Origin of the sequence: Mesorhizobium sp. 113-3-9 (assembly GCF_016756515.1) — a bacterium.
Taxonomy (GTDB): Bacteria; Pseudomonadota; Alphaproteobacteria; order Rhizobiales; family Rhizobiaceae; genus Mesorhizobium.
The window spans coordinates 3,075,839-3,092,190 of record NZ_AP023246.1; the positions used below are offsets into that span (position 1 = coordinate 3,075,839).

13 protein-coding genes are annotated in these 16,352 nt (G+C 65.2%); 1 reads left to right on the forward strand and 12 read right to left on the reverse strand.

Going from position 1 to position 16,352, the window contains the following annotated elements; genetic code table 11:
* Positions 1-158: 158 nt before the first annotated feature.
* The 7 genes from MesoLj_RS14910 to MesoLj_RS14940 form a co-directional block, all read right to left on the reverse strand.
* Positions 159-1,115: an ABC transporter permease gene (locus MesoLj_RS14910; RefSeq protein WP_244735430.1), complete on the reverse strand. Its 957-nt coding sequence runs from the start codon at positions 1,113-1,115 to the stop codon at positions 159-161.
* A gap of 29 nt (positions 1,116-1,144) precedes the next feature.
* Positions 1,145-2,110 carry an ABC transporter permease gene (locus tag MesoLj_RS14915; protein WP_244735432.1) on the reverse strand — a complete coding sequence of 322 codons (966 nt, stop codon included), beginning with the start codon at positions 2,108-2,110 and terminating at the stop codon, positions 1,145-1,147.
* A 35-nt stretch (positions 2,111-2,145) separates the two neighbouring features.
* Positions 2,146-3,657, reverse strand: a complete 1,512-nt coding sequence (locus tag MesoLj_RS14920; protein WP_202326494.1) for a sugar ABC transporter ATP-binding protein — start codon at positions 3,655-3,657, stop codon at positions 2,146-2,148.
* 180 nt (positions 3,658-3,837) lie between these two features.
* Complete coding sequence (locus MesoLj_RS14925; protein WP_140774252.1) at positions 3,838-4,977, reverse strand: alpha-hydroxy acid oxidase; 1,140 nt, start codon at positions 4,975-4,977, stop codon at positions 3,838-3,840.
* Position 4,978: 1 nt separating this feature from the next.
* Positions 4,979-5,824, reverse strand: coding sequence for a Rossmann-like and DUF2520 domain-containing protein (locus tag MesoLj_RS14930; RefSeq protein ID WP_202326495.1), 846 nt, complete (start codon positions 5,822-5,824; stop codon positions 4,979-4,981).
* Between the two features lie 93 nt (positions 5,825-5,917).
* A complete protein-coding gene (locus tag MesoLj_RS14935) occupies positions 5,918-7,015 on the reverse strand; it encodes an isocitrate/isopropylmalate dehydrogenase family protein (RefSeq protein WP_202326496.1) in 1,098 nt (365 codons plus the stop codon).
* Positions 7,016-7,042: 27 nt separating this feature from the next.
* Entirely contained in the window at positions 7,043-7,786 is a 744-nt protein-coding gene (locus MesoLj_RS14940; protein WP_202326497.1) for a glucose 1-dehydrogenase, read from the reverse strand.
* 142 nt (positions 7,787-7,928) lie between these two features.
* On the opposite strand from MesoLj_RS14940, the gene MesoLj_RS14945 reads away from it, so the two are divergent.
* Positions 7,929-9,425 carry an aldehyde dehydrogenase family protein gene (locus MesoLj_RS14945; RefSeq protein ID WP_202326498.1) on the forward strand — a complete coding sequence of 499 codons (1,497 nt, stop codon included), beginning with the start codon at positions 7,929-7,931 and terminating at the stop codon, positions 9,423-9,425.
* A gap of 153 nt (positions 9,426-9,578) precedes the next feature.
* Here MesoLj_RS14945 and MesoLj_RS14950 read toward each other — a convergent pair whose 3' ends face one another.
* The 5 genes from MesoLj_RS14950 to MesoLj_RS14970 form a co-directional block, all read right to left on the reverse strand.
* Complete coding sequence (locus MesoLj_RS14950; RefSeq protein WP_056570818.1) at positions 9,579-10,475, reverse strand: LysR family transcriptional regulator; 897 nt, start codon at positions 10,473-10,475, stop codon at positions 9,579-9,581.
* Positions 10,476-10,599: 124 nt separating this feature from the next.
* Positions 10,600-12,096, reverse strand: a complete 1,497-nt coding sequence (locus MesoLj_RS14955; protein ID WP_202326499.1) for a sugar ABC transporter ATP-binding protein — start codon at positions 12,094-12,096, stop codon at positions 10,600-10,602.
* Between the two features lie 3 nt (positions 12,097-12,099).
* Entirely contained in the window at positions 12,100-13,194 is a 1,095-nt protein-coding gene (locus MesoLj_RS14960; protein WP_202326500.1) for a strictosidine synthase, read from the reverse strand.
* Positions 13,191-15,308 carry an ABC transporter permease gene (locus tag MesoLj_RS14965; protein ID WP_202326501.1) on the reverse strand — a complete coding sequence of 706 codons (2,118 nt, stop codon included), beginning with the start codon at positions 15,306-15,308 and terminating at the stop codon, positions 13,191-13,193. The genes MesoLj_RS14960 and MesoLj_RS14965 overlap by 4 nt, the downstream gene beginning before the upstream one ends.
* Before the next feature lie 12 nt (positions 15,309-15,320).
* Positions 15,321-16,337 (reverse strand): sugar ABC transporter substrate-binding protein, encoded by a 1,017-nt coding sequence (locus MesoLj_RS14970; RefSeq protein WP_056570822.1) that lies wholly within the window; start codon positions 16,335-16,337, stop codon positions 15,321-15,323.
* Positions 16,338-16,352 lie beyond the last annotated feature (15 nt).

The window sequence follows — 16,352 nt, forward strand, 5'->3', positions numbered from 1 at the left end:
GCCCAACACGGCGCAGGCAGAACTGGGTTTCGTCGGTTGCTTCCGCTAGAACATGATGCCGAAAAGTGTGAAGCGGTTTTCGGACGACATCATGCTCTATCTCTTTGATTTAGAGGCGGATTCAGATTTCAGATCGATTGATCTGAAATCATCCGACTCTAAGCGGAATGCCTGGCCCGCGATGCCGCGAACCGTTCACTCATCCATGCCCCCAACTGTCCGTCGAGCAGCACGATTCCCATCAGCACGAGCCCGTTCGCGAACAGGATTCCCGTCGCGCCCATGCCCATCAAACTCAGTCCGTTGTTCATCACCGTCAGGATCAGCGAGCCGATCAGCACATGCAGCGGCGAGCCGGCCCCACCCGACAACGCCACGCCGCCGACGATGGCCGCCGACACGGCCTGCAGCATGAGATTGTTCCCGGTGGTCGCCGCAGCACTGGCCAGGCTCATCGACAGAAGGCTGCCTGCGAGGGCCGCGCAAAGGGCCGAGACGATGAAGACGATATAAAGCGAAAGCCCGACCTTCGCCCCGCTCGCCGCCGCCACCAGCCGCTTGCTGCCGATGACGCGGATGTCGCGGCCCATCAGCGTGTGGCGCATGAACAGTCCGGCCAGCAGGAAGGCGGCCAGCGTGATCACGCTGCGCCAGGAGAGGACCGTCAGGATCGGATTGTCGAGGGCAAAGCCCAGGTCGAAATTGTCGGTGCTGATCACCTTGCCGCCGGCAAGCCAGAAGGCAAACCCCGAAAGCGCCATCATCGACCCGACGGTGACCACCAGCGAGGATACGTTGAAGCGGTTGACGACGAAGGCGTTGGCCGCGCCGATCACCACCGCGAAGGTCAATGCGACACCCATGCCATGGACTAGATTGCTTCCGCCCGCGACCAGCGTCAGCAGGCCGCCGACCGCGACCATGGAGCCGACGCTGAGGTCGAATTCACCGGCGATCATGGTGAGCGACAGGCCGAGCGCCACCAGGCCGAGCAGCGCGAACGACTGCGTCAGCGCATAGATGTTGCGCCCGCTGATGAAGGCCGGGTTCCACAGCGCGAAGGCGACGACCAGGGCGATCAGCAGCGCGATGCGTAGCAAGGTGGCCGTGGACATGGGCTGTGACTTCCTTGGGGAGGCCATGGTCATCTCCTCCCGCCGAGCGCCAGCGCGCCGAGGATGACCGAGGCGATCACGACCAGGCCCTTCACGATCAATTGGATTTCCAGCGACAGGCCCTTGAGCAACAGGATGTTGGTGATGATGGCCAGGAAAACCGCGCCGATGGCCGCGTCGAGGATGCGGCCCTGGCCGCCCTTGATCGCCACCCCGCCGACGAGCACGGCGGCGATGGCGTCGAAATCCAGCCCGGCACCGAGCTTGAGGTTGCCCTGCGCGGCCTGCGAACCGTAGAGCGCACCGGCAAAGGCTGCGGCCGCCGCCGCCAGCACATAGGCGATCACCAGGGTTCGCCCGACGCGCAGGCCGGTGAAATGCGCGGCCTTCGGATTGAGCCCGATCAGGCGCAATTCGCGGCCGAAGCGGGTCCGCTCGACGATGAAGCTGAAGACGAGCGCCGCAAGCAGGAACAGCACGATCTGGTTGGGGATGCCGGCCATGCGGCCGATGCCGAGCCAGCTCGCATCGCCTTGCCCGACAATGGTCAGGCCGCCCGAATAGAACGAGCCGGCGCCGGTGATGATCGAAGCCATCGCAATGGTGGTGATGATCGGGTTTGTCTTGAAGACGCCGACGGCAATGCCCTGGGCAAGTCCGAACAAGGCACCGACCAACACCACCACGACGATGCTCGGGAGGAGACCAAGATGGAGAAAGGAGGCAAACACGATCGTCGAAACGGCCGCCGTGGCGCCCATCGAAAGCATGAAGAGGTTGCCCGAGAGGGTGATGAACGCCATGCCGACGGCGGCGATGCCGACCGCCGATGTCGAATACATGATCGCCGAAATGTTGGCGCTCGACGCAAAGCCGGGCACCGCGGCACTGGCCCAGATGGCCAGAAGGATGGTGCCGATCCAGACGGCCGTCGATTGCACACGCTCGGGGCTCAGCAATGCCGCGCCCAACGACTTCATCTCGAGAGCGGCCAAGCCGGAACCTCCGCTTCCTGTCCTCGTTTCCACGCTCATGCCGCCCTCGCCATGCCTGGTCCGCGCAGGACGTCACCCAGGATCGAGTCCATGGCGGTCTCCTCGACCGGCAGATCGTTGACGATCTCGCCGCGGAAAACGGTGATCACGCGCTGCGACAGTTCGCGGATTTCCTCGAGGTCGGTCGAGAAGAACAGGACGACGAGCCCCTGGCGCGCGAGCGCCTGGAGCTCGCGGTAGATTTCGGTGCGCGCCCCAACATCGACGCCGCGCGTCGGCTCGTTGAGGACAAGCACTTTCGGCTCCAGCGCGACGGACTTGGCAATGGCGACCTTCTGCTGGTTGCCGCCCGAAAGCGTCGACGCCGCCGCCGGCAGCCGCCGGCCGTCGATCTGGAAACGGCGCGCGAGATCCAATGCCCGCTTGCGGGCCTCGCCCAGGGAAAGCACGCCGGCGCGGTTCAGGCGGTCGAGTATTGCGGATGTGAGGTTGACCTCGATCGGCGCGCCGAGGAACAGGCTCTTGCCGCCGCGATCTTCCGGGACATAGGCAATGCCGCAGGCCATCGCCGACGACAGCGAGGTGACGTCGATGGCGGCGCCATTCAGAAACACTGTGCCTTCGTGGCGGCTTTCCAACCCTGCCAGCGTCTCGATCAGTGCATTGGCGCCCGATCCAAGCTGGCCGATGACGCCGACGACTTCGCCAGCGCGGAAATCCAGCGTCACCGGCCGGTATTTTCCGGCCACCGCGAGCGTCTTGAGTTCAAGAACCTTGGCGGACTGCTGGAGATCGGCCCGGTCACGCACCGAATGGGCGGATTTTATTTCCCGGCCGATCATCTCGGCGACCAATTCCTCGTTGGTCCACTGCGCCGTCGGTTTGGTCAGAACCCGCTGGCCATTGCGGAAAACGGTGACACGGTCGGTGAGCGCGAAGATCTCGGGCAGGCGATGGCTGATATAGATGACGGCGGTGCCGTTTTCGCGCAGCCAGCGAACCGTCTTGAAGACGCGCTGGATCTCTGCGTCGGAAAGGCTCGCGGTCGGCTCGTCCAGGATCAGGATACGGGCGCCGCGCATGACGGCGCGGCAGATTTCGAGCAGCTGCTGCTCCGCGATCGCCAGGCGGCCGGCCTCGATATCGAGCGGCACTTCGGCCAGGCCGAGCTGGTCGAGGGTCTGGCGCGCGCGGGCGGCATAGCGCTTGCGGATATAGAGCTGACCGACATCGGGATCGCCGAGAAGAACGTTGTCCAGAACGGACAGATGCGGAATGATCGACAGTTCCTGGTAGACGACCGAGACCTGCCTGACGCTGGTCAGTTGCCCCGGCTTGAGCAGATTGCCATCGACGCGGATTTCTCCTTCGTCCGGGCTCATCAGCCCGGCGATCATCCGCACCAGCGTGCTCTTGCCGGCACCGTTCTCGCCACACAGCGCATGGATCTCACCGGCTTCGAGATCGAAGTCGACGCCTTTCAGAGCCTGGACACCTCCAAAAGATTTCCGCAGGCCTCTGACCGTCAGAACGGCTGGCGTCTCCATGATTTCCTCCCACAACCGTTTGAACGGCGTGACGGCTACGCTACAGAATGATGATGGGTGCGATGACGGCAATTTGGTCCAGATTGGACTAACGGATTTGCAGCGTCAGCAATGGGCTGGGCTTGGTCCAAGGCGGCAGCGATCGCGCCCACCGGTCCTGCCTGCCGATGCGCGGCCGTCTCACGCGATAAGGTCGGGACCGATCTGGCTGAACGCCGGCGTGCCCGCGAGCTTCAGGCCGTTGGCGATGTCGTCCAGCAGGATGTCGAGCACCCTGGCCACGCCGGCTTCGCCGGCCGCCGCTCCGAACAGGGCGGCTCGGCCGATCGCTGAGGCGGCAGCGCCGCGCGCCCTGGCCTTGATGACGTCCATTCCGGTTCGGATGCCGGAATCGATCAGGATCGGAACCTCGGCCGCCACCGCCTGGCGGATGGCGGGCAGCGCATCGATGCTTGATATGGCGCTGTCGAGCTGGCGGCCGCCATGGTTGGAGACCCAGATGCCGTCGGCGCCGGCCGCCACCAAGCCGGCGGCATCGGCGGGGTGCAGGACGCCCTTTACCAGCAGCCGGCCCTTCCACCAGTCGCGGATCCGGCGGAAATCGTCCCAGTCGAAACCGGCGTGGAGATTGCGGCCGACACGCGCGGCGATGGTCAACCCGGCGCTGGTGTCGCCAAGATAACCGCGAACGTTCTCGAACTGAGGCAGCCCGCCGCGCAGCAGGCGCAGCGACCAGCCGGGATGAAGCATGCCTTCCCAGAGATGGCGAGGCGAGGGGCGCAGCGGGATCGATATGCCGTTCCTGAGATCCTTTTCGCGTTTTCCCCCGGCCTGCAGGTCGACGGTCACCACCAGCGTCGAATAGCCGAATTCTTCCGCCCGCCGCACAAGCTCGCGGTTGAAGTCGAATTCCCTGAGCACATAGAGCTGGAACCAGAGCGGTCCCTGCACGGCCCTGGCCATGCGCTCGATGCTGGTCGTCGACATGGTGGACAGCGTGTAGGGAATGCCGCGCGCGGTCGCTGCCCTGGCGATGGCGATGTCGGCTTGCGGCCATACCAGCGCGCATGAACCCATCGGGCTGATCACCAGTGGTGTGGCGAAGGTTTGCGACCACAGCGATGTGGTCAGGTCCGGCCGCGATACGTCGGTCAGCACGCGTGGCAGCAGCCGGATACGCTCGAAATCGGCGCGGTTGGCGCGGAGCGTCAATTCCTGTCCTGCCCCGCCATCGACGAATTCGAAGATCGACTTCGGCAGGCGGCGGCGGGCAAGGGTGCGGAAATCGTCGACTGAAACCTTGCGCGCGAGAGCGCCCATCTCAAACTCCGCTTGTTTCGAGCGTCGTGCCGGTCCGCTTGAGGCGGCCGGCAAGGAGGCTGAGCTCGGCATAGGCCTTGCCGGCGTCCGGATGCCATGAGCGCACCGCCGCCTCCTGTTGCGCGACGATCGCGAGATCGCCGCGCGCCGCCGGTCCGGTCAGCGCCGCGGCCGGCCCCAGCCTTCCGACATTCTCGGCCGTGGCGGCAAGCAGGCGCGCATTCAGTTGCCCGGCGATTTCCTGTGGAACGCCGGCGCGCGCCCAGGCTTCCCGCGCCACCGCCTGCAGCACCACGGTGAAGTTGTTCGAGAACACGGCAGCCGCGTGGTAGATCGCCTTGTATTGCGAGCTGAGCGGAAACGGCTGGCCGCCAATGCCGCGTATCAGTGCATCGACAGCCCTGACAGCCTCGGCATCGCCTTCGACGCCGCAAAGTGTCCCTTCGAACTGTCCGACAGCCCTTGCCGGATCGGCGAATGTCAGCACGGGATGGACGCTTGCCAGATGCCAGCCAAGGGCACGCAAGGGCTGCATCTCGGCCGCCGGCAGGAAGCCGCTGCAATGCACGGCGATGGAGGGACTGGCCGGGGCCAGTTCCGCAAGACGGGCCGCCACGTCCGCGATCCGCGTGTCCGACACGGTGAGGAACCAGAGGTCGGCCGGTCGCATGTCGGCAAGCCCGGAAACGGCGGTTCCCGCGCCGATGAATTCAACCGCCCGGGAGGCAGTTTCCGCGCCGCGGCCGGCAATGTCCTGAACCTCGTGCCCGCCGGCCAGGACGATCCGGCGCATGAGGGTCTGGCCGACCTTGCCGGGCCCAATCAGATTGATCTTCAGCTTCATCATTTCAGCCTCATTCGACATTGGCCGAAGGCTATATGATCGGCTTTGGCAAAACAGGCGGAAACTTGTCCCGGCCAGCGGCTCTGGCGTGACACCTCACGCCGCGGCCGCGAGCCGGTCGCAGACGGAATGGGTTATCTGGCGGGTGGACGCGCTGCCTTTCAGGTCGGCGCTGAGCAGGCCGCCGGCAAGGCAGGCTTCCGTCACGCTTCGGATGCGCTCGGCTGCCTGGTTGAGCTTCGCGTCGGCATGCTTGTGGCCGAGCCAGTCCAGCATGGAGGCGGCCGACAGGATGGTGCCATAGGGATTGGCGATGCCTTTGCCGGCGATGTCGGGCGCCGAGCCGTGTGCTGCCTGGAAGAAGCCGTTGGCGTCGCCGATCTCGGCCGAGGGCGCCATGCCCATGCCGCCGACGGTGGCGGCGGCAAGGTCGGACAGGATGTCGCCGAACATGTTCTCGCTGACGATGACATTGAAGTGGCCTGGCTTCAGCACCAGGTGCATGGCCATGGCGTCGACCAGCGCATATTCGGTCGCGACGTCGGGATAGTCCTTCGCCACCTCGTCGAAGACGGAGCGGAAGAAGGCATAGCTGCGCAGCACGTTGGCCTTGTCGCAACAAGTCACCCGGCGCACGCCGTCGCGCGGCGCGCCGGTCGACTGGCGCGCCAGTTCGAAGGCCTTGCGGACGATACGTTCGATGCCGGTACGGGTCTGCACCAGCGTATCGACCGCGACCTCGCCGCGCAGCAGCGCGCCCGAGCCACGCGCGGCGTAGAGCCCTTCGCTGTTCTCGCGCAGGATGATGTAGTCGATGTCGCCTGCCTTGACGCCGCGCAAGGGGCTCTCAACACCCTCGAAGAGCCTGATCGGGCGGATGTTGGCGTAGAGGTCGAGCTCGAAGCGCAGCTTGAGCGTGAAATCCAGCCCCGCTTCGGTGCCGTCGGGATGGACGACGCCGGGCAGGCCGCCCGCGCCATGCAGGATGGCGTCCGCCGCACGGCAGGCCTGGAACGTCGGTTCGGGAAAGCTCTGGCCGGTCTTCAGGAAGTGCTCGGCGCCGGCCGGATATTCGCAGAAGCGTAGCGGGCTGTCGGGCCCGAGTGCGGCCTTCACCACCTCGATCGTGGCGGCGCAGACTTCCGGACCGATGCCGTCGCCATGCACCACGGCGATTTCGTAGATATCCTTCATCGCCAAAACCTCACGGGCAACAGTTTTTCAGATGCACTTGCCGCCATCGACGTTGAGGTCGACGCCGGTGATCATGCTGGCCTCGTCCGAGCACAGGAAGGCGGCGGCATTGCCCATGTCCTGAGGCGTCGACAGCCGGCCGATCGGGATGGTGGCGACGACGCGGGCGCGGTTCTCCTCGCCGGAGCCGATGAAGGTGGACAGAAGCGGCGTGTCGCCGGCGACCGGGTTGATGGCGTTGACGCGGATGCCGAAGGGGGCGAGTTCCACCGCCATGGCCCGCGTCGCGGCGATCGCCCAGCCCTTGGAGGCGTTGTACCAGGTGAGGTTCGGGCGCGGCGAGACGCCGCCGGTGGAGGCGACGTTGAGGATCGCGCCCGATTTGATGGATTTGAAATGCGGAACCACCGCGCGGGCGCCGTTGTAGATCGAGCGCATGTTGACGTTGGCGATCCTGTCGAACAGACCTTCGTCCATCGTCTCCAGCGGCAGAGGCGGCTGGGCGACGCCGGCGTTGTTGACCAGTATGTCGAGGCCGCCAAAGGCCGACCGGGCGAGGTCGGCGGCCGCCTCGAAGCTTTCGAGTGTCGAGACGTCACCGGTGATCGGCCGCACCTTTTCGCCGATCTCGCCCGCGACCCTGGCCGCTGCCGCCTCATCACGGTCCATCAGCACGACCAGCGCGCCCTCGGCGACGAATTTCCTGACGATGCCTTCGCCAAATCCCGAACCGCCACCGGTGACGATGGCGACCTTGCCAGCAAGTCTCATATCTGTTCCTCCGTTGCCGGCACCATCGGGGAAGTCGCCGTGATTGCACAGTCCGATTATCTGAACGCCCTTTTAGCTTTCCTTGTTTGAGGTCGCCGGCAGCGGGAGTAATAGTCGCCACGGAATTCGTGAGGAGGACGCGATGACGCTGAATTTCGACCCGAGGGCGAAGGCCACGACGCTCTACCATGGCGAATTCCGGCCGATGTTCATCGGCGGCAAGTGGGTCGCGGCACAGTCCGGCCAGGAAATGCAGGCGCTCAACCCGGCAACGGGCGAGGTGCTGGCGACGGTGCCGCGCGGCGGCGCGGCCGACATAGATGCCGCGGTCAAGGCGGCACGCGCTGCCTTCGAAGGACCTTGGTCAAGATTCTCGCCCTACGAGCGGCAGTGCGTGCTGTTGCGCATCGCCGATCTGTTCGAGACGCATTGGGAAGAGCTCAGCGTTTCCGACACGCTCGACATGGGCCTGCCGATCACGCGCACGCTGGCCAACCGGCGCCGCGTCATCGGCATGCTGCGCTTCTATGCCGGCATGGCGACGGCGCTGCATGGTGAATCCATCGACAATTCCATTCCCGGTGAGATCGTCTCCTTCACAAGGCGCGAGCCGGTCGGCGTCGTCGGAGCAATCATTCCCTGGAACGCGCCGACCGCCGCCTCGATCTGGAAGATCGCGCCGGCGCTCGCCACCGGCTGCACCATCGTGCTGAAGCCCTCCGAGGACGCATCGCTGACGCCGTTGCTGATCGCCAGGCTTATGCAGGAAGCCGGCGTGCCCGATGGCGTCGTCAACATCGTCACCGGCACCGGAGCCGAGGCCGGCGCGCGGCTGGCCGAACATCCAGACGTCAACAAGATCGTCTTCACCGGCTCGACGCTGACCGGCCAAGCCATCGCGCGGGCAGGGGTCACCAATCTCAAGCGCGTTTCGCTTGAGCTCGGCGGCAAGTCGCCGATCATCGTCTGCCGCGACGCCGACATCGACAAGGCCGTCCCGGTCGCCGCGATGGCGGTGTTCGTGCATTCGGGCCAGATCTGCATTGCCGGCTCGCGGCTGTTCGTGGCGCGCGAGATCCACGACGAATTCGTGCGCCGGGTGGCCGAGTTCGCCAGCAAATTGCGCATAGGCCACGGCATCGAGGCGGAGACCGAAATCGGGCCGCTCATCAATGCCAGGCAGGCCGGCAAGGTGGAAGGCTACATCAAGGCCGGCAGCGACGAGGGCGCAGAACTGGTCGCCGGCGGATCGCGGCTGACGGGCGAGCTATACGACGGCGGCAATTTCATCGCACCGACGGTCTTCGGTGCGGTCTCGGACAAGATGACCATCGCGCGCGAGGAGATTTTCGGGCCGGTCATCTCCGCGATGCCTTTCGACACGCTCGACGAAGCGGTCACGCGCGCCAATGCGACGCCTTATGGGCTGGCCGCCGGCATCTTCACCACCCATCTCGGCACCGCGCACAAGCTGGCGCGGCGTATCAAGGCCGGCTCGGTCTGGGTCAACATGTACCACGCCATCGACCCCGCCGTGCCGTTCGGTGGCATGAAGATGTCCGGCTACGGCCGCGAGGGCGGCATCGAGCACCTGCATGAGTATCTGGAGACCAAGGCCGTCTGGATCCAGACCGATTGAGGGTATGCCGATATTCGGGTGAGGGCGGCCTGCGAATCACAAGTGCGCGAAGCCCCCCGCCTTCGTCATCCTAGGGTCTGCGCGCGTCGCTTCGCTCCTTGCTTCGCCCTAGGATGACGAAGCTACAGACGGTGCGGCAATCTCCAGCGTTGGTCAATGCGCCAGTTCGCGCAGGTTGGTGCGGATGAGGTTCATCAGCTGCTCCGAGAAGCTATGGTGCACGTAGCCGCGCGCGGTGATGATGCCGACGGAGCGGTGGGCGTCGCGGTGGTCGATCGGCACCACGCGCATGCGCTCGTCATTGCGCGAGATGGCGATGCCGGGCACAACGCAGACGCCCAGTCCGGAGGAGGCGAGCGCCACGGCGGTCTGCGCGCTCTCGACCTCGTATTGCGGCTTGAGTTCGATGCCTTCGGCCGCCGTCAGCCGGTCGACGAGACCGCGCACCGCCGTCTTGCGGTTGAGCAGGATCAGCGGATAGCGCAGCAGGTCGGAGAGCAGCAGCTTCTTTTCGCCGCCGTATATTTCGGTGGGAATGCAGGCCATCAGCGGATCGTCGAGGATGGATTCGAACTGGAAGTCGGTCAGGTTGGGCAGTTCGGGGCCGATATAGAACTCGACCTCCTGCTGCTGCAACAGGCCAAGGGCCGCCTGCGGCGGGGTCTCGATGACCTCGACGACCGAGCGGGGGTAGCGCAGCTTGAAGGTGGCCAATATGTCGCCCAGCCGGCTCGCGGCAAGCGTCGGGGCACAGGCGATCTGCACCTTGCCCTTGCGCCGCGCGGCGATCTCGGTCAGCCGGTCGAGGCTGGTCTGCACCTGCGACATCGCATTGGCGATCTCCTCGAACAGGACCTGGCCTTCCGGCGTCAGGCTGGCGCGCTGCGCGGTGCGGATGAAGAGCGAGATGCCGATCTGCTCCTCGAGGTCGCGGATCTGCATGGACACAGCCGATGGCGAGCGGTTGCTCTCTTCGGCGGCACGACGGAAGCTGCCGTTTTCGGCGGCAAGCAGGAACGTCTGCAGAAGTTTGAGGTTGATGCTGGACATGTCCGCTCGGGCAGGTGATCTGACCTCCTGACCTATTCAGACGCGGAACCGATTGCAAGGCAATAGGCCCGGCCAGCCATTGGTCCTGGCTTAGCCAGCAAAGATATTCCCCTGCAACCGGGGCTCAGTGGACGGCGGCGAACATGACGCGTTCCTCGGTCGCTTCCGACAGCATCATCTCCTCGACCACGCGGCCGCGCTTGACGACCAGGATACGGTCGGAAACGGCAAGGATTTCAGGCAGATAGGAAGAGATGACGACGACGGCCATGCCCTGGTCGGCGAGATCGCTGATGAGCTGGTGGATCTCGACGATGGCGCCGACGTCGACGCCGCGCGTCGGCTCGTCGAAGATCACCAGTTTCGGCTTCTGGATCAGCGACTTGGCGATCACGACCTTTTGCTGATTGCCGCCGGAGAGTTCGATCATCCGGGCGCGGTCGCTGGTCTGCCGCAGGCTGAGGCGCTCGCCCCATTCGCGGGCAAGCTGCCTGGCGCGCGCCAGCGACACCATCGAGACCGGGTTGGCGCCCTCGGTGAGTTCGCCCACCTGCAGGTTCTCGCCGGCCGTCATGGTCTCGAAGAAGCCGTCGAGCTTGCGGTCCTCGGTGACATAGACGATGCCGTCGCGCACCGCCGGCCTCGGCACGCGATAGCGCACCGACTTGCCGAGCAGGCGGATTTCGCCGCCATGGAAGATGTTGCGCTTCAGCAGGCCGGCAACGACCTTGGCCATCTCCGTGCGCCCGGCGCCGACGAGGCCGAACATGCCGGTGACCTGGCCCGAAAAGACCGAGAAGGACGAGTTGCGCACCAGGCCGGCACAGGACAGGTTCTCGACCGAAAGCACCTTGTCGCCATAGGGCCGCGCCGCGCGCTTGACCTCGCCATGCAGCGTTTCAGTCAGTGTGCGGCCGACCATCGCCTGCACGATGGTGGCGCGGGTGAAGCCCTTGGCGTCTCCGGAAGCGACGATCTCGCCATCGCGCATGACGGTGATGCGGTCGGCGACATCAAGCGCCTCTTCCAGCGCGTGGCTGATGAAGATGATGGCGATGCCTTCCTTGACCAGGCGCTGCAGCAGGTTGAAGAAGTGGCTCTTTTCCTCGGGCGTCAGCGTCGCGGTCGGTTCGTCGAAGATGATGACGCGGGCCTTGTGGTGGACGGCGCGCGCGATCTCCACCATCTGCTTGTGCGCCGCGCCAAGCGTGCTGACCTGCGCGGTCGGGTCGACCTGGAAGCCCATGCCGGCGAGGAACTGGCGCGCCTGGATGTAGAGGCCGCGCAGCCGGTTGAACATCTTCTCTTCGCCGAGATAGAGGTTCTGCGCCACGGTCATGGCCGGCACCAGATTGGTCTCCTGAAACACCATGGCAATGCCGGCGCGCAGCGCTTCGGCGGGCGTGGCGAAGGACACGTCCTTGCCGTCGAAGGTCATCTTGCCCTCGGTCAGCTTGAACACGCCGGCCATGACCTTGGTCAGCGTCGACTTGCCGGCGCCGTTTTCGCCGAGCAGTGCGTGGATCTCGCCCTTGCGCAGGTCGAAATTGACGTTCTTGAAGGCGGGAATGCGCGAGAACGCCTTGGTGGCGTCCCTGAGCTCGATGATGTTATCCGACATCGCTTAACCCCGCTTGCCGCCGGCGGCGCCGGCCACGCGCACCACCCTCGAGCCGCCGCGCGAGGCGACCAGCAGGTCGTCGCCCGCCTCGCAGGCGCTCACGGTGCCGTGCACCGTGCCGTCGGCGCGCGAATGGAAACTCGACAGCGGCTTCATGTTCTGGTCGCAGTGCACCACCAGCCCGTAGGATCGGGTGACGGCGTAGGGCTTCAGCACATTCATCTGCTTGAGCTGGCTGCCCTGCATCGGTTCGCGGTAGTCGCGCCATGAACTCAGCGACGGCGCCATCCAATAGGCTTCGGGGACCTCGGCCAGCATGCGCTTGCGGTAGGCCTCCTCGCGCAGGATGAACTCCACCAGCTGGTTGCGGACGGAATAGAAGGTCAGCCAGTAGCCGGCATTGAAGGCGGGGGCGATGCGTGCGGGATAGGCCGGCAGGTGTTCCAGCACCGGCATTGTCGCCCTGGTGGCAAGGTCGATGGCCAGCACGCGGTGGCGCCAGGCTTCGGTGACGTAGATGCGGTTCGAGCCGGTGGTGGCGATGCCGGCCGGCCAAGCGAGGCCGTCACGGATCAATTCCAGCCGGCCGCTCTTGAGGTCGAGACGCCAGAGCGAACCGGAAGCGTTCTTCTGCATCAGGTCGCGGCGCCAGCCGGTCGCGGGTACCGATGCCGAGCCATTGGCGATCAGCAGGCTGTTGCTGTCGAGGAAGGTGAGGGCGGTGATGCAGGAGAGCCGCCGCGCTTCGTCGCCTGTTGCTTCGCGCCCGTCATGCAGGCCGCCCCGGATGACGACACCCTTGCCGTCGATCGCCAGCGCGGTCATGCCGCGGGCATGGGCAAGTGCCGTGATCTCACCGGGGAATTCCTGCAGCACCTCCGCCTGGCCGTCGGCGCCAAAACGCACCAGCGAGGCGGCGCTGCTCGCCAGCACGCCCTTGTCGGTGCGCACGAGATTGTCGGCCTCGGCGAGGTTGGCGAAGGTCTCGGCTTCCTCGAGGCCCTGGTTGGGCAGCAAGGGGCCGTCAAGCGTCGGCACCGTCACCGCCCAGTCGCCACGGCCGAGAAAACGGTCGAAAAGCTGGCTCACGGCGCTCATGCCTTTTTGCCCCAGTAGGAATCCGAGCTGAACCAGTTGGGATCGACGCCCTTGAGCGGCAGTGTGCCCATGCGGTTGTTGAAGATGCCGCAGAGATAAAGCACCCCCTTGTGTTCGCGCATCGAGGTGATCATCGGATGCTTCTCGCCGGCGCGGTCCCAGAGGCTTTCGAGGATCTGGCCCTTTTCGTCGAAGCGCAGCACGCAACCGGTGTTGAGGTTGGGCATAAGCCAGGCATCTTCCGAGACGCGCCGCGCCATGCGGCGACGAAAGCCCGGCATTTCCAGCGACAGGTCGAGCGCCGGCGTGCGCATGCCCATCAAGGCCAGCCAGTAGGTGCCGTCGGAGGCGCGGTTGATGTTGTCGGGATAGCCGGGCAGGCCCTCGATGACGCGCTCGACCTTGCCCTTCTTCGGGCCGTCGAAATAATAGCGGCTGATGCGGCAGGCCCAGCTTTCGGCGAACAGCACGGACTGGCCGTCGAAGGCCGTGCAGATGCCGTTCGGGAAGACCAGGTTCGACAGCAGCGTGCGGGTCGAGCCGGATTTCGGATCGTGGACGATGATGCGCCCATTGCCGCGGCTTTCCAGAGCATCGGCGTACCAGTCGTGCATCTCGAAGCGCACTGTGGCTTCGGAGAAGACGATGCGGCCATCGGGAAGGATGTCGCAATCGTCGGCGAGCTTCATGGTCGAGTCGTCGACGACCGATGTCAGCGAGCGGTTGGTCTCGGCCGTCAGCAGCTTCACATCGCCATTCGGGGCGACCCGGTAAAGGCCCATGCCGGCGACGCAGATGACCAGATTGTCGTCGCGGTCGAAGGCCATGCCGAGCGGCGAGCCGCCAATATGGGCGAACACTTCACTCTCGGTGTAATGCGGCGGCTTGAAGCGCAGTATGTCGCCCTGGCGGGTGCCGGTGTAGAGCCGGTCCTGGCGGTCGAAGATGACATCCTCCGCGCCGTCGAGGACGCCAAGGCCGATGACGCCGACATCCTTCAGCCGGTCGTTCACCGCTACCGGCGTGCCCGGCGCGGTCGAGATCGGCTCACGCATCTTGGCGAAGGTCGGCGAGATGTAGACGCTGCGCAGGATCTTGTGGCGGTTCTTCACCCAGCGCACGTCGAGCAGGACCGAGAAAAGCAGCACGAGACCGAGGATCAGGTAGTTGACCGGGCCGGACACGGCCAGAGCGAGCAGGCTGTTCGACAGGACGAGCACGAAGATCGTCCCCATCAGCGCCTTGGCCACCGAGCCGCGCCCGCCGCCAAGCGAGATGCCGCCAAGCACCGTCGCGGTCAGCACCTGCAGTTCGAGCCCGGTGCCGATATCGGAAGCGGCACTGCCGATGCGGGCCGAGAAGAAGAAGCCGGAAAGCGCGACCAGCACCGAGCACAGCACGTAGGCGCTGAACAGGGTGAAGCGCACATTGATGCCGGCATTGTAGGCGGAACGGCGCGCGCCGCCGACCGCGAACAGCCGCCAGCCATAGCGGGCGCGCGAAAGCACCAGATGGATCACCAGCGCGATGACCACGAAGACGACGAAGGAGGTCGGTACGCCCCAGATCGTGCCGAAGCCGAGAAAATCATAGATCGGGGAATCCGGCCCGCTGGTGACGATCGGCGTCGAAACCTGCGGGAAGATGACGTCGAAGGTCGAGCGGTAGATGATGAGCGTCACCAGCGTGGTCAGAAAGGCCCGCATGCGCAGGAAGCCGACCAGGAAGCCGTTGATGGCGCCGCAGACTATGCCCAGCCCGAGGCAGGCCAGCAGGCCGGTGCCGAAACTCCATTGCCCGACATTCATGCCGTAGAGCGTCACCAGGACGGCCAGAGCGAAGGTCGAACCGACCGACAGGTCGATGCCGCCCGAGACCATGACGATGGTCATGCCGAGCACGACCAGGCCGAGCTCAGCGGTCTGGCCGCTGAGATTGGTCAGCGTCGCGACGCTCCAGAAGCCCGGCACGATCGAGCCGAAGATCGCGCACAGAATGACCAGCGCCGTGAAGGGGATGACGCTGTCGATCCACTTCTTGGTCAGGATCTCCCCGACCACGTGGTCGGGGAGCAGGCGGTAGCGCCAGCGCACAAGGCTTTCGGCCATGCTCATCAGGACAGTCCGTTACTTGAGCTCGTCCAGCTTCCAGCAGTTCCTGCCGGTGGCATTGGTCTTGTCGACGCGAGTGATCGGGCCGAAGAAGATGGTCTTCTCGCTGCCCGCCTGCCGCTCGGGATGCTGCAGCAATTCCGAAATCTGCTGCGCGGCGATCTCCGCCTGGATGGGCGAGTTGAAGTTGAAGATCACATCGAGCAGGCCGTTCTTGATGCTTTCGCAGCCAGTGGCGCTGCCGGCGCCATTGGTGACGATGGTCACCTGGTCCTGCTTGCCGGCGGCCGCGACGGCGGCACCGGCGCCGACTTCGGCGTTGTCCCAGATGCCCATGATGCCGCACAGGTCCGGATGCTGCTGGAGGACCGTCTCGGTGATCTGGCGGGCCTTTTCGCTCATGTAGTCGGCCGGCTGGTCGGAGACGAGCTGCAGTTCGGGATTGGCCTTCAGCACCTCATCGATGCCGGTGCGCATGTAGATGTTGGCCGCACCCGTCTGGACGCCGGCAAGCCAGACCACCTTGTGCGATACGGCATTCGGCCCGGTGCAGTGCTTGGCCAGTTCGCCCATTTCGAGACGGCCCATCTCGATCCAGTCATTGCCGACATAGGAGTCGGTCTGGGTCGCCGACTGCATGTTGACCTGCAGCACCTTGATGCCGGCGGCCTGCGCCTGCTTCAGCAGGCGGGCATAGGTCTGCACGTCGGGGTTTTGCACGATGATCAGGTCCGGCTTCTCCGCGATGGCGCCCTGCATGGCGCGGATGCCGGCATTGGTGTCGCCATTGGGGTCGCGCACTTCGATGCTGAAACCGTAGCGGGCGGCATGGCGCTGCCATACCACCACCCAGGACTGGTTGAGGTCCATGCCTTGCGAGATCGGCACGAAGATCACCTTCTTGCCCTTGAGCGATTCCAGATAGGGCGCGCGCCCGACCTGGTCGGTTTCCTGCGCGGTGGTGACGTTCGCGGCGCTGAGCAGCGTGAGCGCCGTCAGGCCCGCGAAAAGGCAGTTCTTGAACAACTTCATGGTTTCCTCCCTGAT

Excerpts from the sequence above, each read along its gene's own strand:
- MesoLj_RS14910 (WP_244735430.1), bottom strand. The coding sequence starts at position 1,115 with ATGTCCACGGCCACCTTGCTACGCATCGCGCTGCTGATCGCCCTGGTC.
- MesoLj_RS14920 (WP_202326494.1), bottom strand. The coding sequence starts at position 3,657 with ATGGAGACGCCAGCCGTTCTGACGGTCAGAGGCCTGCGGAAATCTTTT.
- MesoLj_RS14925 (WP_140774252.1), bottom strand. The coding sequence starts at position 4,977 with ATGGGCGCTCTCGCGCGCAAGGTTTCAGTCGACGATTTCCGCACCCTT.
- MesoLj_RS14930 (WP_202326495.1), bottom strand. The coding sequence starts at position 5,824 with ATGATGAAGCTGAAGATCAATCTGATTGGGCCCGGCAAGGTCGGCCAG.
- MesoLj_RS14935 (WP_202326496.1), bottom strand. The coding sequence starts at position 7,015 with ATGAAGGATATCTACGAAATCGCCGTGGTGCATGGCGACGGCATCGGT.
- MesoLj_RS14940 (WP_202326497.1), bottom strand. The coding sequence starts at position 7,786 with ATGAGACTTGCTGGCAAGGTCGCCATCGTCACCGGTGGCGGTTCGGGA.
- MesoLj_RS14945 (WP_202326498.1), top strand. The coding sequence starts at position 7,929 with ATGACGCTGAATTTCGACCCGAGGGCGAAGGCCACGACGCTCTACCAT.
- MesoLj_RS14950 (WP_056570818.1), bottom strand. The coding sequence starts at position 10,475 with ATGTCCAGCATCAACCTCAAACTTCTGCAGACGTTCCTGCTTGCCGCC.
- MesoLj_RS14955 (WP_202326499.1), bottom strand. The coding sequence starts at position 12,096 with ATGTCGGATAACATCATCGAGCTCAGGGACGCCACCAAGGCGTTCTCG.
- MesoLj_RS14960 (WP_202326500.1), bottom strand. The coding sequence starts at position 13,194 with ATGAGCGCCGTGAGCCAGCTTTTCGACCGTTTTCTCGGCCGTGGCGAC.
- MesoLj_RS14965 (WP_202326501.1), bottom strand. The coding sequence starts at position 15,308 with ATGAGCATGGCCGAAAGCCTTGTGCGCTGGCGCTACCGCCTGCTCCCC.
- MesoLj_RS14970 (WP_056570822.1), bottom strand. The coding sequence starts at position 16,337 with ATGAAGTTGTTCAAGAACTGCCTTTTCGCGGGCCTGACGGCGCTCACG.